23 protein-coding genes are annotated in these 25,873 nt (G+C 61.6%); 12 read left to right on the top strand and 11 right to left on the bottom strand.

Features of this window, described 5'->3' with window-relative positions; translation table 11 throughout:
- Positions 1–43: 43 nt before the first annotated feature.
- From BLS41_RS14240 to BLS41_RS14210, 7 genes are all read left to right on the top strand, one after another.
- Positions 44–1,057, top strand: a complete 1,014-nt coding sequence (locus tag BLS41_RS14240; protein WP_074765510.1) for an AraC family transcriptional regulator — start codon at positions 44–46, stop codon at positions 1,055–1,057.
- 132 nt (positions 1,058–1,189) lie between these two features.
- Entirely contained in the window at positions 1,190–2,152 is a 963-nt protein-coding gene (locus BLS41_RS14235; protein WP_074765508.1) for an ABC transporter substrate-binding protein, read from the top strand.
- A 61-nt stretch (positions 2,153–2,213) separates the two neighbouring features.
- Positions 2,214–3,734 carry a sugar ABC transporter ATP-binding protein gene (locus tag BLS41_RS14230; RefSeq protein WP_074765506.1) on the top strand — a complete coding sequence of 507 codons (1,521 nt, stop codon included), beginning with the start codon at positions 2,214–2,216 and terminating at the stop codon, positions 3,732–3,734.
- Entirely contained in the window at positions 3,721–4,728 is a 1,008-nt protein-coding gene (locus tag BLS41_RS14225; protein WP_074765504.1) for an ABC transporter permease, read from the top strand. Before BLS41_RS14230 ends, BLS41_RS14225 begins: the two co-directional genes overlap by 14 nt.
- Before the next feature lie 33 nt (positions 4,729–4,761).
- Positions 4,762–5,850 (top strand): alcohol dehydrogenase catalytic domain-containing protein, encoded by a 1,089-nt coding sequence (locus BLS41_RS14220; protein ID WP_074765502.1) that lies wholly within the window; start codon positions 4,762–4,764, stop codon positions 5,848–5,850.
- A gap of 53 nt (positions 5,851–5,903) precedes the next feature.
- The gene (locus BLS41_RS14215) at positions 5,904–7,448 is read left to right on the top strand and encodes an FGGY-family carbohydrate kinase (RefSeq protein ID WP_074765500.1); all 1,545 of its coding nucleotides are present in this window, start codon (positions 5,904–5,906) and stop codon (positions 7,446–7,448) included.
- Positions 7,445–8,182 carry an SDR family oxidoreductase gene (locus BLS41_RS14210; protein WP_074765498.1) on the top strand — a complete coding sequence of 246 codons (738 nt, stop codon included), beginning with the start codon at positions 7,445–7,447 and terminating at the stop codon, positions 8,180–8,182. Before BLS41_RS14215 ends, BLS41_RS14210 begins: the two co-directional genes overlap by 4 nt.
- A gap of 942 nt (positions 8,183–9,124) precedes the next feature.
- On the opposite strand, the gene kynA is transcribed toward BLS41_RS14210, so the two are convergent.
- The 3 genes from kynA to kynB form a co-directional block, all read right to left on the bottom strand.
- Positions 9,125–10,072: a tryptophan 2,3-dioxygenase gene (gene kynA, locus BLS41_RS14205; RefSeq protein ID WP_074765496.1), complete on the bottom strand. Its 948-nt coding sequence runs from the start codon at positions 10,070–10,072 to the stop codon at positions 9,125–9,127.
- A gap of 10 nt (positions 10,073–10,082) precedes the next feature.
- Positions 10,083–11,333, bottom strand: a complete 1,251-nt coding sequence (kynU, locus tag BLS41_RS14200; protein ID WP_074765494.1) for a kynureninase — start codon at positions 11,331–11,333, stop codon at positions 10,083–10,085.
- 173 nt (positions 11,334–11,506) lie between these two features.
- Positions 11,507–12,166, bottom strand: a complete 660-nt coding sequence (gene kynB / locus BLS41_RS14195; RefSeq protein ID WP_074765491.1) for an arylformamidase — start codon at positions 12,164–12,166, stop codon at positions 11,507–11,509.
- Positions 12,167–12,296: 130 nt separating this feature from the next.
- Here kynB and BLS41_RS14190 point away from each other — a divergent pair, with 130 nt between their 5' ends.
- Positions 12,297–12,812, top strand: coding sequence for an Lrp/AsnC family transcriptional regulator (locus BLS41_RS14190; protein WP_074765489.1), 516 nt, complete (start codon positions 12,297–12,299; stop codon positions 12,810–12,812).
- A 140-nt stretch (positions 12,813–12,952) separates the two neighbouring features.
- On the opposite strand, the gene BLS41_RS14185 is transcribed toward BLS41_RS14190, so the two are convergent.
- Entirely contained in the window at positions 12,953–13,462 is a 510-nt protein-coding gene (locus BLS41_RS14185; RefSeq protein ID WP_074765486.1) for a flavin reductase family protein, read from the bottom strand.
- Between the two features lie 256 nt (positions 13,463–13,718).
- On the opposite strand from BLS41_RS14185, the gene msrA reads away from it, so the two are divergent.
- Positions 13,719–14,264, top strand: coding sequence for a peptide-methionine (S)-S-oxide reductase MsrA (gene msrA / locus BLS41_RS14180; protein ID WP_074765483.1), 546 nt, complete (start codon positions 13,719–13,721; stop codon positions 14,262–14,264).
- Between the two features lie 233 nt (positions 14,265–14,497).
- On the opposite strand, the gene BLS41_RS14175 is transcribed toward msrA, so the two are convergent.
- From BLS41_RS14175 to pdxH, 3 genes are all read right to left on the bottom strand, one after another.
- Entirely contained in the window at positions 14,498–15,964 is a 1,467-nt protein-coding gene (locus BLS41_RS14175) for a DUF72 domain-containing protein (protein ID WP_074765481.1), read from the bottom strand.
- 79 nt (positions 15,965–16,043) lie between these two features.
- Positions 16,044–17,258 carry an SAM-dependent methyltransferase gene (locus BLS41_RS14170; protein ID WP_074765479.1) on the bottom strand — a complete coding sequence of 405 codons (1,215 nt, stop codon included), beginning with the start codon at positions 17,256–17,258 and terminating at the stop codon, positions 16,044–16,046.
- 140 nt (positions 17,259–17,398) lie between these two features.
- Entirely contained in the window at positions 17,399–18,040 is a 642-nt protein-coding gene (gene pdxH, locus BLS41_RS14165) for a pyridoxamine 5'-phosphate oxidase (RefSeq protein ID WP_074765477.1), read from the bottom strand.
- Positions 18,041–18,301: 261 nt separating this feature from the next.
- Here pdxH and tcdA point away from each other — a divergent pair, with 261 nt between their 5' ends.
- Positions 18,302–19,183, top strand: coding sequence for a tRNA cyclic N6-threonylcarbamoyladenosine(37) synthase TcdA (tcdA, locus tag BLS41_RS14160; RefSeq protein WP_074765475.1), 882 nt, complete (start codon positions 18,302–18,304; stop codon positions 19,181–19,183).
- 131 nt (positions 19,184–19,314) lie between these two features.
- On the opposite strand, the gene trxA is transcribed toward tcdA, so the two are convergent.
- Together trxA and BLS41_RS14150 are read right to left on the bottom strand one after the other, a co-directional pair.
- A complete protein-coding gene (gene trxA / locus BLS41_RS14155) occupies positions 19,315–20,163 on the bottom strand; it encodes a thioredoxin (RefSeq protein ID WP_074765473.1) in 849 nt (282 codons plus the stop codon).
- Positions 20,164–20,283: 120 nt separating this feature from the next.
- Positions 20,284–21,159 carry a pirin family protein gene (locus BLS41_RS14150; protein ID WP_074765471.1) on the bottom strand — a complete coding sequence of 292 codons (876 nt, stop codon included), beginning with the start codon at positions 21,157–21,159 and terminating at the stop codon, positions 20,284–20,286.
- Positions 21,160–21,335: 176 nt separating this feature from the next.
- On the opposite strand from BLS41_RS14150, the gene BLS41_RS14145 reads away from it, so the two are divergent.
- Positions 21,336–22,217, top strand: a complete 882-nt coding sequence (locus BLS41_RS14145) for an EamA family transporter (RefSeq protein ID WP_074765469.1) — start codon at positions 21,336–21,338, stop codon at positions 22,215–22,217.
- A 165-nt stretch (positions 22,218–22,382) separates the two neighbouring features.
- Here the strand turns inward: BLS41_RS14145 and BLS41_RS14140 are convergent, their stop codons facing one another.
- Complete coding sequence (locus tag BLS41_RS14140) at positions 22,383–23,978, bottom strand: N-acetylmuramoyl-L-alanine amidase (protein WP_074765467.1); 1,596 nt, start codon at positions 23,976–23,978, stop codon at positions 22,383–22,385.
- The gene (gene tsaE, locus BLS41_RS14135) at positions 23,960–24,541 is read right to left on the bottom strand and encodes a tRNA (adenosine(37)-N6)-threonylcarbamoyltransferase complex ATPase subunit type 1 TsaE (protein WP_074765465.1); all 582 of its coding nucleotides are present in this window, start codon (positions 24,539–24,541) and stop codon (positions 23,960–23,962) included. Before tsaE ends, BLS41_RS14140 begins: the two co-directional genes overlap by 19 nt.
- 17 nt (positions 24,542–24,558) lie before the next feature.
- Between tsaE and queG the strand changes: the two genes are divergently transcribed.
- The gene (queG, locus tag BLS41_RS14130) at positions 24,559–25,812 is read left to right on the top strand and encodes a tRNA epoxyqueuosine(34) reductase QueG (protein ID WP_074765463.1); all 1,254 of its coding nucleotides are present in this window, start codon (positions 24,559–24,561) and stop codon (positions 25,810–25,812) included.
- Positions 25,813–25,873: the final 61 nt, after the last annotated feature.

The raw sequence follows: 25,873 nt of genomic DNA, 5'->3' as shown, positions 1-25,873 counted from the left end.
AAGCTCAGCGGCGCCCCGGCGAACCGCATCATGGAGGCAGACAGTGCAACCCGATCTCGAGATCGTGGCCGTACGCCGCGACGAATCATTCAAAGTGTGGTCGCATGGTTATCCGTACCGGACGGTGCGCTGGCATTTTCATCCGGAATACGAAATTCATCTGATCGTGGCGACCACCGGCAAGATGTTCGTCGGCGATCACATCAGCAATTTCGCGCCGGGCAATCTCGTGCTGATGGGCCCGAACCTGCCGCACAACTGGGTCAGCGACGTGCCGGAAGGCGAGTCGATTGCGCAGCGCAATCTGGTCGTGCAATTCGGGCAGGAGTTCGTGTCGAGCTGTATCGACAGCTTTCCCGAGTGGCGGCAGGTCGACACCCTGCTCGCGGATTCACGGCGCGGGCTGTCGTTCGGTACGCAGACCAGCGCGGCGATCCTGCCGCTGTTCCACGAGTTGCTGGCCGCGCGCGGATTGCGCCGTCTCACGCTGTTCATGTCGATGCTCGACATCCTGATGAACGCGGAAGACCGCGAGACGCTGGCGAGCCCCGCTTATCAGGCGGACCCGACGGGCTTTGCATCGACCCGTATCAATCATGCGCTTTCCTATATCGGCAAGAACCTCGCGAACGAACTGCGCGAGTCCGATCTTGCGCAACTCGCGGGCCAGAGCGTGAGCGCTTTCTCGCGATATTTTCGCCGGCATACCGGTCTGCCGTTCGTGCAATACGTGAACCGGATGCGCATTAACCTCGCGTGTCAGTTGCTCACCGACGACGAACTGAGCGTCACCGATATCTGCTTCAAGGCGGGCTTCAATAACCTGTCGAATTTCAACCGGCAGTTCCTTGCGGTGAAGGGGATGGCGCCGTCGAAATTCCGTCGCTATCAGCAACTGAATGACGCGAGCCGGGATGCATCCGAAGAAGCCGCCGCGCGCGGCGCGGGTATCGACGATGCACCGGCCATCGTTCTCGCACCCGGCCTGCCGCCCACGGTTGCCGCTGCCTATCCGCCGCTGAAGCGCGCCACGGGCGCGCAGCGGGCGACTAACTGATTCATGTAGTCCACGTAGTTCGCGCGTCTGGCCCGTAGCCGAAGCGCTTTATCTCACCTCGCGTTCGACACGTATCGCGCTGTCCCACGACAGCGTGAGGGACGCGTTCAACCTTAATAACGGAGACAAACCATGACGCAATTCCCTCAACTGCCTTCACAGCGGGCCACGTTGACGAGTTTCGCGCGCAACACGGCGGCTTTCGCGACGCTCGCATTCGGCCTTTCGTTGATTGCCGCGCCCGCCGCGCAAGCCGCGCCGCTGAAAATCGGCATGACGTTCCAGGAGTTGAATAACCCGTATTTCGTGACGATGCAGAAGGCGTTGAACGACGCGGCCGCATCGATCGGCGCGACGGTGGTCGTCACCGATGCGCATCACGATGTCAGCAAACAGGTCAGCGATGTCGAAGACATGCTGCAGAAGAAGATCGACATTCTGCTCGTGAATCCGACCGACACGACCGGCATTCAATCGGCGGTGACGTCGGCGAAGAAAGCGGGCGTGGTTGTGGTTGCCGTCGACGCAAACGCGAACGGCCCGGTCGATTCGTTCGTCGGTTCGAAGAACTACGATGCGGGCGAAATGGCCTGCGATTACCTCGCGAAATCGATTGGCGGCAGCGGTGAAGTCGCGATTCTCGACGGCATTCCGGTGGTGCCGATTCTCGAACGCGTACGCGGTTGCAAAGCGGCGCTCGCGAAAGCGCCAGGCGTGAAACTCGTGGATACCCAAAACGGCAAGCAGGAGCGAGCGACCGCGTTGTCCGTCACCGAAAACATGATTCAGGCGCATCCTAATCTGAAGGGTATTTTCAGCGTGAACGACGGCGGCTCGATGGGCGCGTTGTCGGCAATCGAATCGTCCGGTAAGGACATCAAGCTGACGAGCGTCGACGGAGCGCCGGAAGCGATCGCCGCGATCCAGAAGCCGAATTCGAAATTCATCGAGACGTCCGCGCAATTTCCGGCTGACCAGGTGCGTATTGCACTCGGCATTGCGCTCGCGAAGAAGTGGGGCGCCAATGTGCCGAAAGCGATTCCCGTCGACGTGAAGATGATCGACAAGAGTAACGCCAAGGGTTTTAGCTGGTAACGCGAAGTCCGGTTGCCGCGCGTCGTTTGACGCATGGCAACCGGTGGTAAAGGAGGACCCGATGGACACCATTCTCAAACTCGACAACATCACCAAGAGCTTTCCGGGTGTGAAGGCGCTGCAAGGCATTCACCTGGAAATCGCGCGCGGCGAGATTCACGCACTGCTCGGTGAAAACGGCGCGGGCAAATCGACGCTGATGAAAATCCTGTGCGGCATTTATCAGCCGGACGAAGGCACGATCACGATCGAAGGCGAGGCGCGTCACTTCACGAACTATCACGACGCAGTTGCTGCGGGCGTCGGCATCGTGTTTCAGGAGTTCAGTCTGATTCCATATCTGAACGCAGTGGAGAACATGTTTCTCGGCCGCGAAATGAAGAACGGTTTGGGTCTGCTAGAACGCGGCAAGATGCGGCGCGCGGCGGCGGCGATTTTTCAGCGGCTCGGCGTGGCGATCGATCTGTCGGTACCGATTCGCGAGCTGTCGGTCGCGCAGCAGCAGTTTGTCGAAATCGGCAAGGCGTTGTCGCTGGAAGCGCGCATTCTGATTCTCGATGAACCGACCGCGACGCTCACGCCTGCCGAAGCAGAGCATCTGTTCGCGATCATGCGCGACCTGAAAAAACAGGGTGTCGCGATGATTTTTATCTCGCACCATCTCGAAGAAATTTTCGAAGTGTGCGACCGCATTACGGTGTTGCGCGACGGCCAGTATGTCGGCATGACCGAGGTCGCGGAGTCCGACGTGGGACGTCTCGTGCAGATGATGGTGGGACGCCGGATCGAAAGCAGCTTTCCGCCGAAGCCGCCGTTGCGGGCCGACGCGAAGATTGTGCTGGATGTTCAGAAGCTGCAATTACTGAAGGACAGCCCCGAGTTGAGTTTCACGCTGCGTGAAGGCGAAATTCTCGGCTTCGCGGGACTGGTCGGTTCGGGCCGCACGGAAACCGCGCTCGCGGTGATCGGCGCGGATCCGGCCTACGTGAAGGAGATTCGCATCAACGGCGAGTCGGCGAAGTTGTCCGACCCAGCCGATGCATTGCGCGCGGGCGTCGGCATCCTGCCCGAAAGCCGCAAGACAGAGGGGTTGATTACCGACTTCTCGATCAAACAGAACATCTCGATCAACAATCTCGGTAAATATCGATCGATGCGGTTTTTCATCGACCAGCGCAGTGAAGCGCGCGCGACCGCCGACATCATGAAACGCGTCGGCGTGAAAGCGCCGACGATGCACACCGAAGTCGCAACGCTCTCCGGCGGCAATCAGCAGAAAGTCGTGATTGCGCGCTGGCTGAATCACCACACCAACATCCTGATCTTCGACGAACCGACGCGCGGCATCGACGTCGGCGCCAAAGCCGAAATCTATCTGCTGATGCGCGAACTCACCGGGCGTGGCTACTCGATCATCATGATCTCATCCGAATTGCCGGAGATCGTCGGCATGTGCGACCGCGTCGCCGTGTTCCGGCAGGGACGCATCGAAGCGATGCTCGAAGGCGACGCGATCGACTCGAACGCCGTGATGACTTATGCCACTGCCGGCGCCCTTGGAGCACCCCATGAACACGCCTAATCCTTCTTCTTCGCCGAAGACTTCCACGGTGAGTAGCGACACACCTGGTGCGCCTGTGCGCTTCACCTGGGCCGCGCTCAAGCGCTCTACGTTGTTCTATCCGTTCATCGGATTGCTGGTCGTGTGCATCGTGATGGTCTTTGCCAGCGACAGCTTTCTCTCCGCGGCGAACATCGAGAACGTGCTGCGCCAGGTATCGATCAACGCGATCATTGCGGTCGGCATGACGTGCGTGATTCTCACCGGCGGCATCGACCTCTCGGTGGGCTCGGTGATGGCATTGGCGGGCACGCTCGCCGCCGGTTTGATGGTCGCCGGCATGAACGCTGTCGCCGCGCTGGCAGTGGGCATCGCGGTCGGATTGGGATTCGGCGCGGCCAACGGCTTCTTCGTCGCGTTCGCGGGCATGCCGCCGATCATCGTCACGCTGGCGACCATGGGCATCGCTCGCGGGCTTGCGCTGATCTACACCGGCGGTTATCCAATTGACGGCTTGCCCGACTGGGTCAGCTTCTTCGGCAGCGGCAAGATTCTCGGCATTCAGGCGCCTGTCGTGATCATGGCGGTGATCTACGTGATCGCGTGGGTGCTGCTCGAACGCATGCCGTTCGGCCGCTACGTCTACGCGATTGGCGGCAATGAACAGGCGACGCGTTTGTCCGGCGTGCGCGTGGCGCGCGTGAAGCTGATCGTCTACACGATTGCGGGTTTGACGTCCGCGTTCGCGTCCATCGTTCTGACCGCGCGTTTGATGAGCGGCCAGCCGAACGCGGGCGTCGGCTTCGAACTCGATGCGATTGCCGCTGTGGTGATGGGCGGCACGTCGATTTCCGGTGGACGCGGCTCGATCATCGGCACGTTGATCGGCGCGTTGCTGCTCGGCGTGCTGAACAACGGCCTGAACATGGTCGGCGTGAATCCGTATGTGCAGAACGTGATCAAGGGCGGAATCATTCTGCTCGCGATCTACATTAGCCGCGACCGTAGAAAGTAAATTCCCCTCGACTCCTTTTAGCAGGACCATGCAATGACGACACAATCCGACAAAGAGAACATGACCGCCATCGTCTGTCACGCGCCGAAAGATTATCGCGTCGAACAGGTGTCGAAACCGAAGGCCGGCACGCACGAACTGGTGATCCGCATTGCTGCGTGCGGCATTTGCGCGAGCGATTGCAAATGCCATTCCGGCGCGAAAATGTTCTGGGGTGGCCCGAGCCCGTGGGTAAAAGCGCCGGTGATTCCGGGGCACGAATTCTTTGGCTATGTCGAAGAAATCGGCGAAGGCGCAGCCGAACACTTCGGCGTCGAACCGGGCGACCGCGTGATCGCCGAACAGATTGTGCCTTGTGGCAAGTGCCGTTATTGCAAATCCGGCAAGTACTGGATGTGCGAAGTGCACAACATTTTCGGTTTCCAGCGCGAAGTCGCGGACGGCGGCATGGCCGAATACATGCGCATTCCGCCGACCGCGATTGTTCATAAGATTCCCGACGGCATTTCTCTCGAAGACGCCGCGATTATCGAGCCGTTGGCGTGCGCGATTCACACGGTCAATCGCGGCGATCTGCAACTCGACGATGTGGTGGTGATCGCAGGCGCCGGTCCGCTCGGATTGATGATGACGCAAGTCGCGCATCTGAAGACACCGAAGAAACTGGTAGTGATCGATCTGGTGGAAGAGCGCCTCGCGCTGGCACGCGAATACGGTGCGGACGTGACGATCAATCCGAAAGAGCAGGACGCGCTCGCGATCATCCATTCGCTGACGGACGGCTACGGCTGCGATGTGTATATTGAAACGACCGGTGCGCCGATCGGCGTCAACCAGGGGATGGACCTGATTCGCAAGCTCGGGCGTTTCGTGGAGTTTTCAGTGTTCGGTGCGGATACGACGCTGGACTGGTCGGTGATCGGCGACCGCAAGGAACTCGACGTACGCGGCGCGCATCTGGGGCCGTACTGCTATCCGATTGCAATCGATCTGCTGGCGCGCGGACTCGTCACATCGAAAGGTATTGTCACGCACGGCTTTTCGCTGGAAGAGTGGGACGACGCGATCAGGATTGCGAATTCGCTCGATTCGATCAAGGTGCTGCTGAAACCGCGCGCGTGAGTTTTTGCGCGGTACAAAGCGCGTGCACCAGCGGACTATAAAACGGAGACTGTATGAACTACGTGATCGGCATCGACATCGGCACGCAGAGCACCAAGGCGCTGCTGGTCGATCAGCATGGCACGATCGTCGCGCAACATGCGTCGGGCTATCAGCCGGATACGCCCAAGCCGCTGTGGGCTGAACAATGGCCGGCGGTGTGGTTGAAGGCGGTGGTGGAATGCATCGCCGCTTGCGTGGGCAAAGCGAAGCAGGCGGGCGTCGCGGCGAAGTCGATCAAGGCGGTGTGCGTGAGCAGTCTGTACGGCGGCTCGGGTATTCCGGTCGACAACGAAATGCGCCCGCTCGCGCCGTGTCTGATCTGGATGGATCGGCGTGCGACGCGCGAGGTCGAGTGGGTGCGCGCAAACGTCGATCTCGAACGGCTCTACACGATTACCGGCAACGGTGTGGACAGCTACTACGGCTATACGAAGATGTTGTGGCTGCGCGATCACGAGCCGGACGTATGGGCGAAAACGCGCTATTTCCTGCCGCCGAACGCGTACGTGATCTACATGCTGACGGGCGAGGTCGCGGTCGATCATAGTTCGGCGGGCAACATCGGCGGCGTCTACGACATCGCGAAACGCGACTGGTCTGACGAAGCGCTCGACATGCTCGGCATTCCCGCGACGATGATGCCGGAGCGACTGGTCGATTCATCGGACGTGGTGGGTGGCCTGTTATCGCAGTGGACGGAGCAACTCGGACTCGACACGGGCACGGCGATCGTCGCGGGCGGCGTGGATGCCGCGATGGCAACGTTCGCGGCTGGCGTCACGCGGTCAGGGCAGCATGTCGCGATGATCGGCACGAGCATGTGCTGGGGCTACATCAATCAATCGGTCGACGCGCGTCATGGGTTGATCAGCATGCCGCACGTCTTCAACGGCCAGCACGATATCTACGTATTCGGCGGTGCGATTACGGCGGGCGCGTCGGTCACCTGGTATCGCGAGCAGTTCTGCCAGGCCGAGATCGAAGCCGCGCGCGCGATGCCGCATGGCGACGCGCATCGTTTGCTGGAAGAGTCCGCAGGCAAGGTCCCGGCCGGTTCGGACGGCGTGATGTTTCTGCCGTATCTGATGGGCGAACGCAGTCCTGTGTGGGACGCAAAGGCGAGCGGCGCGTTCGTTGGCCTGAGCCTCTTTCATACGCGCGCGCATCTGTACCGCGCGGTGCTGGAGGGCGTGTCGTTTGCGTTGAAGCACAACATCGAGGCAGGGCGCAAAGGCGCGCAATCGCTCGATGACAAACTGATCGTCGTCGGCGGCGCCGCGCATTCCGATTTGTGGATGCAGATTATCGCGGACATCACCGGCTATCCGGTCTACACGATCGAGCAGGATGTCGAAGCGGCGATGGGCGCGGCGTTACTTGCAGCGGTAGGCGTCGGGCTTGTTTCGCGTGACGACGCGCAGCGCGGCTGGGTGACTTTGGTCGAACGCGCGCAACCCGATGCTGTGCGAATGACGTTATACGAGCAGCGCTTTGGCGTTTATACGGACCTCTATCCGGCGTTGAAGCCGGTCATGCATCGGTTGCAATCATCATGAATGCTACTTTCGATTTTTCTGGCCGCTCGATTCTCGTGACGGGTGCATCGAGCGGTATCGGCCGCGCGACTGTCGAAGCGCTGTGCGCTGCGGGCGCGAATGTCGTGGCGGCAGCGCGTAACGTGAACGAACTAGCGCGACTCGCGGAGGAAACCGGTTGCGAGCCGCTGGTGCTGGACGTCGGCGACGAGGCTGCAATCGACGATGCGTTGGGTTCGCTCGATGCATTCGACGGCCTGGTGAATTGCGCGGGCATTGCGTTGCTGGAGCGCGCGGTGGACACGACGGCTGCGAGTTTCGATCGGGTGATGGCGGTGAATACGCGCGGCGCGGTGCTGGTTGCCAAGCATGTCGCGCGCGGGATGATCGAAGGTAAGCGCGCGGGCAGTATCGTGAACGTGTCGAGTCAGGCCGCTCTTGTCGCGCTGGACGATCATTTGAGTTATTCGGCTTCCAAGGCGGCTATGGACGCGGTGACGCGCGCGCTTTGTATCGAGTTGGGGCCGTTTGGGATTCGCGTGAATAGCGTTAATCCTACGGTTACGTTGACGCCGATGGCGGTGCTTGCGTGGAGTGATCCGGTTAAGCGGGATCCTGCTTTGGCGGCGATTCCTTTGCGGCGGTTTGCCGAGTCGGCTGAGGTGGCTGCGGTGATTCTGTTTTTGTTGAGTGAGGCAGCTTCGATGGTGAGTGGGGTGGCTTTGCCGGTTGATGGGGGGTATACGGCGAGGTGATTTTTTGTTTTTTGTTTTGGGTAGGTTCTTTGTGGTGTTGGCCTTGTGGTCACGGTGGTCTATTAGCGTTGCCCCTGTGCGGGGCGGGGCTGAGCTTTTTTGGGCTGCGCCCTTTGGCGGTGTGCTTCGTGGCGTTGGCCTTTCCTTGTGATCACGGTGGTCTATTAGCACTGCCCCTGTGCGGGGCGGCACTCACTTTCTTTGCCGCCGCAAAGAAAGTAAGCAAAGAAAGCGGGCTCACACCGCTAGCTATGAAGCGGGTCCCCTGGCTTGGAGGGGGCAGTGGTGCATCTGGAATCGGTGCTCCCGCACACTCCGCGTTCGTGACAAGGCAGTCATGCTTCCCGCCTCGCACTAGTGCTCGCCGGAATGGGTCGGTCCCCGCGTTGGTTGGTGTGCAATCGGGTTGCCTCGTGATGCTCTGCCGAATGCTTGTTCGATCAGGAACGCAGTGCGCCCGTGCCGAAACGCGGGGGCGCATAAACCACAATTCGATTGGATAGCGTGCCCTCAGAACGAGGTTGCACGGAAGCATGAGCGCGGGGTTTGGGAAGGACCGCGACGGCGCGCGAAGCGCCGCCGGAAGAATGACTGCCTTGTCACTAAGGCGGAGTGTGCGGAAGCACTGATTCCAGATGCACCACTGCCCCCTCCAAGCCAGGGGACCCGCTTATGAGCTAGCGGTGTGAGCCCGCTTTCTTTGCTTACTTTCTTTGCGGCGGCAAAGAAAGTGAGTGCCGCCCCGCACAGGGGCAGCGCTAATAGACCACCGTGACAGCAAGGAAAGGCCAACGCCACGAAGCACACCACCAAAGGGCGCTGCCCAAAAAAGCTCCCCCCCGCACAGGGGCAGTGCAAATAGACCACCGTGATCACAAGAAAAGGCCAACACCACCAACACCACATTCAAAACCAGAACCCGCCACACGAGGCGAACCCAACCTACAACATCGTCCTAACCTGCCAAAGCTCAGGAAACAAAACCACATCCAGCATCTTCCGGAGATAAACCGCGCCGTTCGTCCCGCCAGTCCCCTGCTTAAACCCGATAATCCTTTCAACGGTAGTGACATGTCTGAACCGCCACTGCCGAAAAGCATCCTCGAGATCGACAAGTTCCTCGGCCATCTCATACAACTCCCAATGCTGCGAAGGATTCCGATAAACCTCCAGCCACGCCGCTTCAACCGAAGCATCATGCACAGTAGGCTGCGTCCAGTCCCTCTCCAGCCGCGAGGCTGAAATCGCGAACCCGCGCCGTGCCAGCAACCTCACCACTTCATCATAAAAAGACGGCGCTTCGAGCGAAGCCTTAACTTCAGCAAAAACATCCGCCCGATGCGCATGCGGTTTCAACATCTGCGCGTTCTTATTGCCGAGCAGAAACTCGATCTGCCGATATTGATAAGACTGAAACCCGGAAGAACTTCCCAGATAAGGCCGCATGGCCGTGTATTCGGACGGCGTCATCGTTGCGAGCACACTCCACGCCTGAACGAGTTGCTCCATGATCCGCGACACGCGCGCAAGCATCTTGAACGCGGGCGGCAACTCGTCGCGATGCACCGCCTTCAACGCGGCACGCAACTCGTACAGCGCGAGCTTCATCCACAACTCGCTCGTCTGATGCTGAATGATGAACAGCATCTCGTTGTGATCCGGCGACAACGGATGCTGCGCATCCAGCACCGTCCCGAGCGACAGATAGTCGCCGTAACTCATCGACTCCGAGAAATCGAGTTGCGCGTCGTGCCAGCCATCGCCGGAAGTGGCATCGTCAACTGAACGGGGAGAGGAGTCGGCGGCCGTTGCCTCACGCCCATGTCCAAACGGACAGCCTTGCGCAGCTTTTTCTTCCGGCAAACCCGGCGTTTGCATGTGATCGGTCATGACAGGCTCCTCAAGTCACCGCACCGCGCGCGGCAAATTCAGGCGCACGCCAGGTTTCCTGCGTGAGCACTTCGCGCAAGGTTTCAACCGCATCCCACACATCGACAAAGCGCGTATAGAGCGGCGTAAAACCGAATCGCAGCACATGCGGCTCGCGGTAATCGCCGATCACGCCACGCGCAATCAACGCCTGCATCACCTCATAGCCATGCGGATGTTCGAAGCTCGCATGCGAGCCGCGCTGCGCATGCTCACGCGGCGTGACCAGCTTCAACGGAAACTTGCTACAACGCGCTTCGACCAGTTCGATAAACAGATCGGTCAACGCGAGCGACTTCTGGCGAATCGCCTGCATGTCGGTTTGCAGGAACACGTCGAGCCCGCATTCGACCAGCGACATCGACACCATCGGCTGCGTGCCGCAAAGAAAGCGGCCGATGCCGTCGTCCGGCTGATACGCCGGTTCCATCCTGAACGGCGCGCGATGTCCCCACCAGCCGGACAGCGGCTGCGCGAAATCGTTTTGATGCCGCTTCGGCACCCACACGAACGCGGGCGAACCCGGTCCGCCGTTCAGATACTTATACGTGCAGCCGACCGCGTAATCCGCGTTGACGCCGTTGAGGTCGACCGGCACTGCGCCCGCCGAATGCGCGAGGTCCCACAGCGCGAGTGCACCCTTGTCGTGGATCAGTTGGGTCAGCGCGGCCATGTCGTGCATGTAGCCGGTGCGGTAGTTCACATGCGTGATCATCGCGATGGCCGTGTCGTCGCCGATGGCGGCAGGCAACTCGGAAGGGTCGTCGACCAGACGCAATTCGTAGCCCCGGTCGAGCTGCTCGATCAGGCCTTGCGCGATGTACAGATCGGTCGGGAAATTCGAGCGCTCGGACACGATCACGCGACGCTTCGGATCGCGCGCATTCGCGACCCGTACGGCTGCGGAGAGCAGCTTGAACAGGTTGATCGAAATCGTATCGGTGACGACCACTTCGCCGTCGTCGGCACCGATCAGCGGCGCGAGCTTGTTGCCCAGACGGCGCGGCAGTTCGAACCAGCCGGCGTTGTTCCAGCTGCGGATCAGGCCTTCGCCCCATTCGGCGGCGATCACGGTCTGCGCGCGTTGCGCGGCGGCGGCAGGCGGCACGCCGAGCGAGTTGCCGTCGAGATAGATGGTGGTCGGCGACAGCGCAAATTGGGCGCGCAGCGGCGCGAGCGGATCGGCGCTATCGAGCGCCAGTGCTTCGTCACGATGGTTCATGGCGGTTCCGTGGGTGAATTCGTTCAGATTCGGTGAAAAGTTCGATTGGGAATGCGCGTGCGGCGCTTGATACGTTTCGGGGCGACGTGCCGGGCTTAAGCGTCGGGGCCAGGCCTCCGACCTAAGCCCCTGACCTAAATCTCAGATCGAAGCCCCAGACCTAAACACGGGCACTAAACCCCCGGCGGCGCCTCGGCCCGCGCCCCAGGCAACGCGCGTAAAACCGCCCGCACCGGACTCGCGTCGAGCGTGGTCAGCTTCAGCGGCAGCGCGATCAACTCATAGTCGCCGGGCGCGACCGCATCGAGCACGATGCCTTCGAGAATCGCCATCTTGTGCTCGCGGATTCGATGATGAGCGTCCATCGTCTTCGATTCCTGCGGATCGAGCGACGGCGTATCGATGCCGACCAGCTTCACTCCCTTCGACGCGAACAGGTCGATCGTCTCGGGCGCGACCGCGCAAAACGCGCTATCCCAGGCGGCAGTCGGCGCATTTCTGTAAGTCCGCAGTAAGACTCGCGGCGGCAGGTTCTCGAGCGACCCGGCGAGGTGTTGTGGCATCACAACAGGAGATACCCCTATGCAGTGAATCACCCTGCATAAACCGAGATAAATATCGAGCGGCACCTCGCCGATTGCCGCGCCTTCTGCGTCGTAATGCAGCGGTGCGTCGGTGTGCGCGCCGGTGTGCGGCGACAGCGTCAGCCGCGCGACGTTGACGGGCGAGCCCGCCTCCATGCGCCATACGCGGTCGATCGTGACCGGCGTGTCGCCTGGCCAGACGGGCGTCGCGGTATCGACGGCGGGGGTGATGTCCCAGAGTGTTTGCATGTCTCCATCTGCGGAATATGTCTATCCGGGAATGATAGGTGTCTTGCCGTGAAATGTGATTGCGAAAAAATCACCTTCTGAGCCCTGTCTTGGAACATAATTTGATTCAAACCGGAAAGGGAGACCGAATATGAACGCGATCTCGCTCGACGCCACCGATTGCCGTATCTTGACGGTGCTTCAGCAAGAAGGACGGATCAGCAATCTCGACCTCGCAGAGCGCATCTCGCTCTCGCCATCAGCCTGTCTGCGGCGCCTGCGTTTGCTGGAAGAGCAGGGCGTCATCGAACATTACCGCGCGTGTCTGAATCGCGAAGTTCTGGGTTTCGAACTGGAAGCGTTTGTGCAGGTGTCGATGCGCAACGACCAGGAAAACTGGCACGAGCGCTTTGCAGAGGCAGTGCGTGACTGGCCGGAAGTGGCCGGCGCGTTTGTCGTCACTGGCGAGAGCCATTATTTGCTGCGCGTGCTCGCGCACAACCTCAAACACTATTCTGATTTCGTGCTGCAGCGGCTGTATAAAGCGCCCGGCGTGATGGATATCCGTTCGAATATCGTGCTGCAGACGCTGAAGGAAGATTCGGGCGTGCCGGTGTCGCTAGTGGCGAAAACCGGCGGGCATAGCGCGGCGCATAACGATCGCTGAGGGTGGGCGTCGCCGGCCGAGAAGGCGGGCGCCTCGGCGGGCGGCTAGCCTCGCTGGACGCAAGTATCCCAATGCCGCCGATGCGACTCATGCCACTGAACTGACGGGTGCCCGCTATCACGCGGCACCCGCAAACGCCTTCACAGCGTTTTAAGCCCGTGAAACTGTCCGTTCTGAAACACGAGCGGCGCAATCTCCGCGGCATTCTCATGCACGCCGCAGCGTTCCACTTCGCCGACGAAGATCACGTGGTCGCCTTCTTCATAACGGCTGCGGTTATGGCATTCGAACCACGCGAGCGCACCATCGAGCACGGGCATGCCGGTATCGCCTTCCGCGTGCGACACACCTTCGAAACGGTCGCCCTTCACGGTCGCGAAGCGCTTGCACAGATCGAGCTGCGTCGCCGCCAGCACGTTGATCACGTAGTGACTATTGGTACGGAACACCGGCATCGACGCCGAGCGGGTGGCGAGACTCCACAGCACCAGCGGCGGATTCAGCGAAACCGAGTTAAATGAACTGGCGGTGATGCCGATCAACTGGCCGGATGCCGAACGCGTTGTAATAACGGTGACGCCGGTGGCGAACTGACTGAGCGCCTGTTTGAAGGCGGGCTGGTCGAAATTGGGCGGGCTGGCGTGCTTCATCGGGGGGAGGTTCCTGGCGCCAGTCGGGTGAAACCGGGGCTGAACCCACCGCGCGCGCGGTTGAAAACAAATGATTCGAAAGTCATAGTGAAAATCGTCGATTAGCCCCAATTTTAACTGCAATCGCGGCGCGCAGGCCGTGACCCCAGCCGGAGAAGGGGAAACCCGTTAAGCTGCAAAATCCTGCCGATGGCACGAGCGTTGCGGCAAAGCAGGCCCGGCATGGCCGACTATCAAAGATCAAGGAGCAGGCAGCATGAGTCAGACAGGCGAAATCGCCACCCTCGGTGGCGGGTGTTTCTGGTGCCTCGAAGCGGTGTATCTGAGCGTCGATGGCGTGAATTCGGTGCAATCGGGCTATGCGGGCGGCCAGACGCAGAACCCGACCTACGAACAGGTCTGTGACGGCGTGACTGGCCACGCCGAAGTGGTGAATGTCGACTTCGATCCGTCGAAGATCAGTTACCGCGAGATTCTCGACATTTTCTTCGCGATCCACGATCCGACCCAGTTGAACCGGCAGGGCAACGACGTGGGCACGCAGTATCGCTCGGTGATTTTCACGAACTCCGACGCGCAGCGTGAGACCGCGTTACAGGCAATCCGCGAAGTTGGCGAGCAGCGCATTTACGACGGTCAGATCGTGACGCAGGTGTTGCCGCTCGATGGCAACTACTGGCCGGCGGAGGCGTATCACCAGAACTATTTTGCGCAGCATCCGAATCAGGGGTACTGCTCGTTCGTGGTGGCGCCGAAAGTGGCGAAGTTTCGTCAGAAGTTCGCGCATCGGATTAAGGCGTAGGGGTTGGGGTTGTAGGTTTCAGCGTGCGATCCTGGCGCTGATCGCTACGACGAGGGCGTGCATGGGCTGAGCCTTGGTAAGAGCCGATGGTGGGTGCCCCGGTGGTCTGCACGGCACCCGCCGTCCTCGAAACACGAGGCGAGCACCCACTCCCAAAGCGGCGGGCGCGATCCGATCGCACATGATCGCGCCCGCCGCACAGCAACCTGCCTTAACGCGTGTCCCGCTCCGCTTTACTCCGGTTCGTCACCGGGCTTGCCTTCACTTTCCCGGTCGCCAGCGTCTTCCTGTTGCGGCCGCCCCTCAGCCTGCTCCCGCTCTCGAACCAGCCGCGCATACGCATCGATAATCGCGCGCGCCAGCTCCAGACAGCTTAACGGCGCCGATCCTTCCGCCTTATTGTTGATCGCGATCACCACCGGCTGACCGGCCAGCGCATAGCGCGCGGCGAGTTCGGCCAACGCCGTGCGCGTGGCCGGGTCCTGATCGATCAACTGGTTGAACGGTTCGTACTTGGCCTTCGCCTGCTCGTATTTGAAGCCGCCGTGCAGACTCCAGCGCACGATCAGCGGTCCGGCCGGGGCGCCGGCCGCCGGATCGCCGGCCGCCGGTTCGCCGTCCAGCAGCGCGAGCGCCGCCGCCTGGCGCTGCGGGTCCGGCATCCGCGCGTGAATCCCGACGCAATAGCGCACGCCCGCCGCTTTCAGCGTGCGGATAAAACGCGGCGTCAGCAGGCTCGCATCGCGGATTTCGATCGCGTAGCGGCTGTCGTTGGGCAGCGTCGGCAGCGCCATCAGAAATTCGCCCAGCCGTTCGATGAATACTGCCGGCTGCGCGAGCATCTGATCCGGTAGCGGCGACAACTGGAACACCAACGCGCCCGCTTTCGCGCCGAGTCCCTCGATGCAGGGCGTGACGAACTCGTCGATCGCCATCTGCGCGTTCAGAAAGCATGGATTCAGCGATACCGGCTCGCCACGTTCGGCGCGCACGGTGGCGTCGGTGATCGACATGGGCGCCTTGACGATGAAGCGGAAGTGCTCCGGAACCTGCTGGGCGTAGCGCAAATACTCGGTGACCGACAGCGCCTGATAAAACGACCTGTCGATGCTGACGGTCTTCAGCAGCGGATGCGCGCCATAAGCCGTGAGGCCTTCACGCGACAGTTTGCTGTTGCTGTATTCGTCGCCGTAGACGATGCCGTTCCAGCCTGGAAACGACCAGGTCGACGTGCCGAGGTGGACTTGCGGTGGCAGTTCGGCGGCGAGCGCGAGCAGTTCGGGCGAGGGCGGGGCAGCGAGGATTTCGCGCGTGCGGCGCTTTTTCGGGGAATCGGCGGGAGAGGGGAGTGCTTCGGTTCCAGTGGCGGCGCTTTCGTCTTCCTGCCAGAGCGATGCCGCTGCGGTAGGTTTTGCGCGTGATTGACGCCGTGCTTCAGGCTGCGTCGACGCGGCAACCGTGGATTGCGCGTCGGCGTCGGCGGAGGCCGCCGCCACAATCCCCGCCCGGCCTCCGGCTTTAGCCACGACAGATGTCGCGTGCTGCGGCTTCACGGTCACCGTCGCCGACCTGGTCGCCACCTCCGCCCGCTCCACCGGCATCCCAAACAGATCGACCTGCACAGCCTCATGCCCGACGTCGACAGCATCGCCATCGCCGCCTTGCGGCCCGTCAGTTTCGTTTGCCCCGCTCTGATCCATCTCTATCCGACCTGCTGTTCAAAAGATTGCGCCATGTCGCCGCTTCACCCACTCGGTTCGCGACGACGGCGCAACCGTATCACAGCGTCTTCTCGTACATATAGCGGCGCGACCACGGCAAGGTTTTCGCGCTGCGGCCGGCTTTGCGGCAGACCACCTGATAGATCGACACGTCGTCGGTTTCGAACGCGTACGCGCAACCGGCGAGGTACACGCGCCAGATGCGGAATTTTTCGTCGTCGACGAGCGAGCGGGCTTTTTCCGCGTTCGCCTCGAAGTTTTCCGCCCAGATGTCCAGCGTGTGCGCGTAGTGACGGCGCAGGCTTTCGACGTCGACCGCTTCCAGTCCGCCGCGCTGCATCGCTTCGAGCGCGAGGCTGATGTGCGGCAGCTCGCCATCGGGAAACACATAACGGTCGATAAACTCGCCGCCGCCGAGTGCGGTTTCGCCGCTGTCCGAATCGCTCGATGTGATGCCGTGGTTCATCGCCACGCCGTCATCGACCAGTAGATCGTGGATCTTTTCGAAGTAGCCCGGCAGATTCTTGCGGCCCACGTGTTCGAACATGCCGACGCTGGTAATGCGGTCGAATTGCCCTTGAACATCGCGATAATCCTGCAGACGAATCTCGATCTGGCCTTCGAGGCCTGCTGCTTTCACGCGAGCGGTGGCGAGATCGAACTGGTTCTGCGACAGCGTCACGCCCACGCATTTCGCGCCGAATTTCTGCGCCGCGCGCAGCACGAGCGCACCCCAGCCGCAGCCGATATCGAGCAGACGCTGCCCCGGTTGCAACTGGATTTTCGTGAGGATGTGATCGATCTTCTTGATCTGCGCGGTCGCGAGATCTTCGTCGCCGTTCTCGAAGTAGGCGCACGAGTACACCATGTTCTCGTCGAGCCACAGCTTGTAGAACTCGTTCGAGACATCGTAGTGATACTGGATAGCCTTCTTGTCCGACGCCTTCGAATGATGAAAGTAGCGCCGCACGCGCGCCAGCTTGCTCGCGCTGGTGACGGTATTGCGCGCCAGCTGATAGCCGATATTGATGATGTCCGACAGCTTGCCTTCAATGTCGATCTTGCCCTGCACGTAAGCCTCGCCGAGATTGTCGAGGCTCGGTTCGAGCAGATACGGCAGCGCCGTCGCACTTTTGACGTGTAGCGTGACCTGAGGCGCGGCGAACTGCCCAAAGTCATGTTGCTGACCGTCCCACAGCACGAGTCGTGCAGGCAGGTTAGCCTTGGTCTTTACATCTTCTACCCACTGCGCCAGCTTCTTCTCCCAGAACATGTGATCTCTCCGTGTCCGTTGAATTAAAGCAAAGCTTGTGCGGATCGCGACTCAGCGCGGCTCGACTCCTATGCCGCAGACGCAATCCTGCCGGTGCGCGCTGCTGCGTTGGCGGCGCGCTGCCGACGTTATATTCCGATTCAAGGCGATAGGCGGGAGATTTGCCAGTCGCCGTTTTCAGTTTCGCGCGTATAGAGCAGACGGTCGTGCAGACGCGACGGCCGGCCCTGCCAGAATTCGATTGCTTCGGGGACCAAACGATAGCCGCCCCAGTGCGATGGACGCGGTGGCTGGTCGCCGTATTGCAGGCTGATTTCGCGTTCACGTGTTTCGAGCTGCGAACGGCTTTCAATTACCTGACTTTGATTCGATGCCCACGCACCGATACGCGAACCGAGCGGGCGCGACGCGAAATACGTATCGCTTTCTTCTGCACTGGTTTTGACGATGCGCCCCTCGACGCGCACCTGGCGCTCGAGTTCGATCCAGTAGAACAGCAGGCTCGCATACGGATTGGCTGCGAGTTCGCGGCCCTTGCGGCTTTCGTAATTGGTGAAGAACACAAAGCCGCGTTCGTCGACACCCTTGATCAGCACGATGCGCGCCGATGGCCGGCCACGCGAGTCGACGGTAGCCAGCGTCATCGTATTCGGTTCGGGCAGTTTGGCGTCTACCGCCTGTTCAAACCAGGTGTCGAACTGGCGAAATGGATCGCGGTCGACATCGGCAACGTCCAAAGAACCCAGCGAATAGTTTTTTCGAAGTTCGGCGAGTGAGGTCATGTTCTTATGCGAACGCTACAGTCAGGCAAGTATAGCTAAGGAGAAAATTCTTTGCGCGCAGGCAGGTCAAGCGCTTGCGCTTTGCACGAACGGATACTGCGTACTCCGATGATGATCGCCGATTCGTGCGCCGCAACGTGTACGGCGATGCGGCTCGGCGCGTTCAGGCAAAATACGGTCTGAGTGCGTTTTGGGGCGATTCAGAATCGACCCGGACGCCGCCAATTTCCGTTTTGCCAGTCTTCAACGAGTCCCGCCACCATGTCCAGCACCACCGCGCAATCCGACGCGCAGTCCGACGCGTATGCCGATATTACTACCAGCCTCGACGCGAGTGAAAGCGCCGACCACGCGCGGCGTTTCGGCGGCATTGCACGCCTGTACGGCGCGCCCGCGCTCGCCGCGTTCGAAGGCGCACATGTGGCGGTGATCGGCATCGGCGGAGTGGGGTCGTGGGTGGCGGAAGCATTGGCGCGCAGTGCGGTTGGCACGCTGACGCTGATCGATCTCGACAACGTGGCCGAGAGCAACACGAACCGGCAGATTCACGCGCTCGACGGCAACTACGGGAAACCGAAAGTCGAAGCCATGGCCGAGCGCATCAAGATGATCAACCCGTACTGCGACGTGCGGCTGATCGAAGATTTCGTCGAGGCGGATAATTTCGACGCGACCTTAGGCGGCGGTTTCGATTATGTGATCGACGCCATCGACAGCGTGCGAACCAAGACCGCGTTGATCGCATGGTGTGTCGAGCGCAAGCAGCCGTTGATCACAGTGGGCGGAGCAGGTGGTCAACTCGACCCGACGCGCATTCGCATCGACGATCTCGCGCTGACGATCCAGGATCCGTTGCTGTCGAAAGTGCGCGGACAGTTGCGCAAGCAGCATGGTTTTCCGCGCGGGCCGAAGGCGAAGTTCAAGGTGAGCGCGGTGTATTCCGACGAGCCGTTGATCTACCCCGAAGTGGCCGTCTGCGATATCGACGAAGAAGCGGAGCACGTGAGCACGTCGCCGGGACACACGGGGCCGGTCGGTCTGAATTGCGCGGGGTTTGGTTCGAGCGTGTGCGTGACGGCGAGTTTCGGCTTTGCCGCGGCCGCGCATGTGTTGCGGGCGTTGGCGAAGCAGGCGGCCGGTTGACGGTTCGGCCGAAGTTCCAACCGCCGTTTCAAGCGAAGCGACCATGAAAAGCAAAAGGCGGTGAAAGCGACAAGGTATCGCTTTCACCGCCTTTTTTACGTGCTATCCCTTCCCGACAGACCGCACGCGAATCAATACAGCGATGCGCTCAACTTGCGCCGCCATTGCGACACCAGTTCCGGCTGATGCGCGGCCAGATCGAACACGGACAACATCGTCTTGCGGCCGATATCGTCGCGGAACGTGCGGTCGCGTTGCACGATTGCCAGCAGATGTTCGAGTGCTTCCGAATACTTGAGTCGGGCGATCAGCGCGCTGGCAAGATCGAAGCGGGCTTCGAGATCGTCGGGCGCGGCGGCGACTCTGGCTTCGAGCGCGTCCGTGGGCGGCAGGTCGGCGGCGGCATCCAGCGCGTCGAGGCGCGTTTTGATCGCGTTGAAACGTGCGTCGATACCCTGCGTCGTTTTCGGCGACAGCAGATCGACTTCGTTGCGGACTTCGTCGACACGATTGTCTTCGAGCAGCAGTTCGATGCGATCCAGGCGCGCTTCGTCGAAGCCCGGGTCGTAGGCGAGGGCGGCTTGCAGCGCGTCGTACGCATCGTCGCGACGGCCTTCGGCCAATGCGGTCTGCGCTTCGAGGCGCGCGGCATCTGCACCTTGCGGCACGAGCCGCTCGATGAATTCGCGCAACTGGCCTTCCGGCAGCACGCCGACAAACTGGTCGACCGGGCGGCCGTCGGCAAACGCCATCACGTGCGGAATGCTGCGTACCTGGAAGTGCGCGGCCAGTTCCTGATTTTCGTCCACGTTCACTTTCACCAGCTTCCATTTGCCGGCGGCTTCGGCCTCGAGCTTTTCGAGCATCGGGCCCAGGTTTTTGCACGGGCCGCACCACGGCGCCCAGAAATCGACCAGCACGGGGGCCAGTGTCGACGCCGCGATGACGTCCTGTTCAAAAGTGGCCAGAGTGGTGTCCATTGCGTCCTCGTCGATAAAACGGTTTGTCACTAAATGGGGCCGAACAGCGCGGGTTCAATGCGTCGCATGCTTGCCCACGCGAGCGTCGGGGTTAATCGGCGCGATTCGTGCCCGGGTTCGTTATTTACGCTCCGGCAACGGAATCCATTCGGTTTCGCCCGGCACCTGGCCCATTTCCTGGTGGGTCCACGCGAGCTTCGCGGCTTCGATTTTCTCGCGTGAACTCGCGACGAAATTCCACTCGATAAAGCGCTCGCCGTCCAGTTTTTCACCGCCGAGCAGCATCGCGCGCGCGCCGTTCGTGCTTGCCAGCGTGACGGTTTCGTCGAGCGCGAGCACGGCCATCTGGCCGACTTCGAGCGGCGTGCCGTCGATTTCCAGATCGCCGTCCACCAGATAGACGCCGCGTTCCTCGTGTTCCGGTTCGAGCGCGAATGCACCGCCCGGCGCGAATTCGGCGGCGACGTACAGCGTGCCGGAGAACGTCGTGACCGGCGACTCCACGCCGAACGCCGTGCCCGCGATCACGCGCAGCGTGACGCCGTTGCGCTCGACCACCGGCAACGTGTGGGCAGCGTGATGCGCGAACGACGGCTCGACTTCTTCGTCGTCGAGCGGCAGCGCGACCCAGGTCTGGATGCCGTGCATGGTCAGCCCGCTCGCGCGATCTTCGGCGGGCGTGCGTTCCGAATGGACGATGCCGCGTCCGGCCGTCATCCAGTTGACGTCGCCGGGGACGATTTTCTGCTCCGAGCCGAGGCTGTCGCGATGCATGATCGAGCCTTCGAACAGATACGTGACGGTCGCGAGGCCGATATGCGGATGCGGCCGCACGTCGAGTCCGACGCCGGGTTCGAGGGTGGCGGGGCCCATGTGGTCGAAGAAGATGAAGGGGCCGATCAGACGCGCGGCCATGGCGGGCAGCACGCGCCGCACGGTCAGGCTGCCGACGTCGCGCAGATGCGGTTTGAGGACGGCTTTGATCGAGGAGGACATGGCAGGCTCGGCTGAAATGGTGGGTGGAAATCTTGCTGAATGGACGATTCTACTGCGCAGCGCACAATGCCGACGCCTCGCTACGCGCCCGCGCTCCGGAATCGATGGCAACGGCGATGACCGCCGATGTAAGGCTCCGTTAAACTGCCGGATTCAACAATCGGATGGAGACCGGGATGTCGCCCAGGGATCTGCTGCTCGCGCTGATCGTCGTGATCGCGTGGGGCGTCAATTTCGTCGTGATCAAGGTGGGTCTGCATGGCGTGCCGCCGATGCTGCTCGGCGCGCTGCGCTTTACGCTCGCCGCTGTGCCCGCGGTGTTTTTCGTGAAGAAGCCGAATCTGCCATGGCGCTGGTTGTTCGCGTACGGCGCGACGATTTCGTTTGGCCAGTTCGCGTTCCTGTTTTCGGCGATGTACGTCGGCATGCCGGCGGGGCTTGCTTCGCTGGTGTTGCAGGCGCAGGCGTTTTTCACGCTGATTTTCGCGGCGATCTTCCTGCACGAGCGCTTCCGTTTGCCGAACCTCGTGGGTCTGCTGATCGCGGCAGCCGGTCTCGCTGTAATCGGTTTGCAAGGCGGTCACGCGATGACCGCCGCAGGCTTTGCGCTGACCTTGTGCGCGGCGTGTTCGTGGGCACTCGGCAACATCGTCACGAAGAAGGTCGGCAAGGTCGATCTCGTCGGACTGGTGGTGTGGGGGAGTCTGATTCCGCCGCTGCCGTTTTTCGCGGCGTCGTATGCGTTCGAGGGGCCGCAGCGGATCGCCGCCGCTTTGTCCGGCATCAGCGCGATGTCGATATTCGCGATCGTCTATCTGGCGTTTATCGCGACGCTGATCGGCTATGGATTGTGGAGCCGTCTGTTGTCGCGCTATCCGGCGAGCCAGGTCGCGCCGTTTTCGCTGCTGGTGCCGATTGTCGGGCTGGCGTCGGCGTCGTTGCTGCTGGGTGAGCAATTGTCGATGGCGCAGGTCGGCGGTGCGTTGCTGGTGATGGCGGGGCTGGCGGTGAACGTGTTCGGCGGATGGGTCGTGCAGAGGCTGACACCGGCACGCTGAGTTTTTTGCTGCGCAGCATGTAGCGAGCAACGTGCGATGTGCAACTTGCAACTTGCAATGTGCGACGTGCGCATCATGCCGCAGCGCGCATCGACAAAAAACGGCCGCTTCATCACTGATGAGCGGCCGTTTTTTCTTTGCCTCGTGCGTTATCAGAAGCCGGCTTCAAGTCATCCGGTTTTTCGCCAGCGGCGGATTTGCCGCGAAATAACGCTTGATGCCGTTCATGATCGCGTCGGCCATCTTGTCGCGATAGGCGTCGTCGTTCAGGCGTCGCTCCTCGTCCGGGTTGCTGATGAACGCGGTTTCCACGAGGATCGACGGAATGTCCGGCGCCTTCAGCACCGCGAATCCCGCCTGCTCGACCGAGCCCTTGTGCAGCTTGTTGATGCCGCCGATTTCCTTCAGCACAAAGTTGCCGTAGCGCATCGAGTCGCGAATCTGCGCCGTGGTCGACATGTCGAACAGCGCGCGGTTGACGGTCGCATCGGCGGACTTGATGTTGATCCCGCCAATCTGATCCGACGAGTTTTCCTTGTTCGCCATCCAGCGAGCCGCCGCGCTCGACGCGCCATGGTCCGACAACGCGAACACCGACGACCCTTTCGCCTCGGGCGTCGTGAACGCATCGGCGTGGATCGACACGAACAGGTCCGCGCCGACGCGCCGCGCTTTCTGCACGCGCACGTTCAGCGGCACGAAGAAGTCGGCGTCGCGGGTCATCATCGAGCGCATGTTGGGCTGGGCGTCGATCTTCGCGCGCAGCTTCTTCGCGATGTCGAGCGCGACGTGCTTCTCATACGTTCCGCCGCCGCCAATCGCGCCGGGGTCTTCGCCGCCATGACCCGGATCGATCGCGACGGTCAGCAGGCGCACCGTGTTGCTCTTGCCGGACTTCGGCGTGGAGAACGCGTAGGTGTCGTCGCTGCTGTCGTCGTTGTCGCCGCCCAGGTTGTTCGGCTTGCTGCTGCCTTTGTTGCGCGCAATCGCGGCAGGCGGCGACAGCGGAACAGCCGGCTTGCCGGCAATGATCGGTGCCGAAGGCGTGGGAGCGACATGCACGGGTGGACGTGGCACGCCCGGCGCAGGTGCTGAGCCGCTGTTAGCGCCGCCGTTGCCGTTCTGCGCGTAACGCTCGAAGAAAGCCTCGCTGTTATCCGCGGCGGGCGGCGTCGTGCCGGGACCGCTCAGCGTGGCGGGCGGCACACCGTTCTCTTCGTTGAACGTCTGCTGCTTGTGTTCGGTTTGCGCGAGCAGATCCATCAGCGGATCGGGCGCGACTGCGGGATACAGGTCGAACACCAGCCGGTACTTGTACGCGCCGACCGGCGGCAACGTGAACACCTGCGGCTTCACCGAGCCCTTCAGATCGAACACCATGCGCACCACGTGCGGCTGATTCTGTCCCACCCGCACCGCCGAAATCTGCGGATCGTTCGGCGTGATCTTCGATACCAGGTCCTTCAGCGCCTGATCCAGATCGAGGCCGCTCAGATCGACCACCAGACGGTCGGGCGCCTGCAAGAGCTGCTGCGTGTTTTGCAGCGGCTGATCGGATTCGATCGTCACCCGGGTGTAGTCGCGCGCGGGCCAGACCCGCACGCCGAGCACCGAGCTGGCCAGGGCCAGACGCGGCGCGACGAGTCCGAGTACGAGCGTGGACGCTCCCGCCCGCAGAATCTGCCGACGCCGCCAGTTATGCGTGGCGGTAGCCGCGGATTCGATCGAGCGGAACGGTTTGATCAACATCTTTCGAGACATGCCTTTCCTGATTCGCTGTATGCCCGTGCGACGAGCACGCGTCCGTCGTTCTCGCTGTCCAGATCGAGTGAGAAGACGAGATCCGGCACTCCCAGAAGGGGCCCTGCGCGCTGCGGCCACTCGACGAGGCAGATAGCGCCGCTGTCGAAGTATTCGCGAAAGCCCGCATCGGCCCATTCGGCCGGATCGGTGAATCTATAGAGATCGAAGTGATACAGCGCGAGTTCCCCAGCAGGGCGTTCTAGCGCATAAGGTTCGACGAGCGTGTACGTGGGACTGCGCACGCGGCCAGTGTGACCGAGGCCGCGCAAGGTCGCGCGCACGAGGGTGGTTTTGCCGGCGCCGAGGTCGCCGATGAGTTGGACTTGCAGCCCGTGGAATGCCGTGCCGCCGTTCGCGTCCGGCGCGTGTTGGGAATGCTGCGCAGCGTCGCGAACGCTTTCGATCGCCTGTGCGAAGCGCTCGCCGAACGCGTGCGTGGCGGCTTCGTCTGCGAGCGCAAAGCTGCGTTCGAGCAGAAGATTGGCGGACGGCAGAATCGCGTGATCGGGATTGGCAGGCATTCTCGTAAAATGGCGTGATGAACCGAAGTCCGGAGTCCCCTGAGTCCACTGTCACCAGCGCGCATTCGTCCATCGCGACGAACGCTGCGGAGAGCGCTCGTCATTACGATGACGCAGCGCTGAATGCGCTCGCGCTGAACATCAAAAGCTGGGGCCGTGAACTGGGATTCGGGGCGATCGGCATTAGCGATACCGATCTCTCCGCGGCCGAAGCGCCGCTTGCAGCCTGGCTGGAAGCGGGGTGCCACGGCGAGATGGATTATATGGCGAAACACGGCATGAAACGCGCGAGGCCGGCTGAGCTTGTGGCCGGCACGCGACGTGTGATTACCGCGCGCATCGCCTATTTGCCCGCCGAAACATTGAACGGAGCGGCGCACGAAAGCGGCTCGAGCGGCGGCCTGAGCGCGCAAGACTGGCGCTCAGCCGAGCATGCGCGGATCGCAGACCCGTCGGCGGCGGTGGTGTCGGTCTATGCGCGCGGCCGTGATTATCACAAGGTGATGCGTAATCGCCTGCAACATCTCGCCGAGAAAATCGAAGCGGAGATCGGTGCATTCGGCTTCCGCGTATTTACCGATTCGGCGCCGGTGCTGGAGGTAGAACTTGCGCAGAAGGCGGGCATCGGCTGGCGCGGCAAGCACACGTTGCTGTTGCAACGCGACGCCGGTTCGCTGTTTTTCCTCGGCGAAATTTACGTCGATGTACCGTTGCCGACCGATGCCGAAACGTCGCCCGACATCGCGCCTGAAACGCCGGGCTCGCATTGCGGAAGTTGTACGCGTTGCATCGGCGCGTGTCCGACCGGCGCGATCGTCGCACCTTATAAGGTCGATGCGCGGCTGTGCATTTCTTATCTCACCATCGAACTGAAGGGCAGCATTCCGCTCGAGATGCGGCCGCTGATCGGCAATCGTGTGTATGGCTGCGACGACTGTCAGCTCGTGTGTCCGTGGAACAAGTTTGCGCAGGCCGCGCCGGTCGCCGATTTCGACGTGCGGCACGGACTCGATCGCGCGTCGCTGGTCGATCTGTTCGCATGGACCGCCGACGAGTTCGATACGCGAATGCAGGGCAGTGCGATTCGCCGCATCGGCTACGAAAGCTGGTTGCGCAATCTCGCAGTGGGGATGGGCAATGCGTTGCGTGCATCGCCGGAGAGTTTGAATACTCAGGCGCGCGACGCCATCGTGCAGGCGTTGCGACAGCGCGCCGGCGACGCTTCGGACGTGGTACGCGAGCACGTGCAATGGGCGCTGGAAGCGGCGTAAAGTTGAGCAGGCAATAGCACTGCATGCTGCGGTGCCATCTCGCACAACCGAGCCGCCACGA

It is taken from the genome of Paraburkholderia fungorum (assembly GCF_900099835.1).
In the GTDB taxonomy this organism is placed as follows: Bacteria; Pseudomonadota; Gammaproteobacteria; order Burkholderiales; family Burkholderiaceae; genus Paraburkholderia; species Paraburkholderia fungorum_A.
Note: the sequence above shows the minus strand (reverse complement) of the source record. Positions and strands in the feature narration are given on the sequence as shown.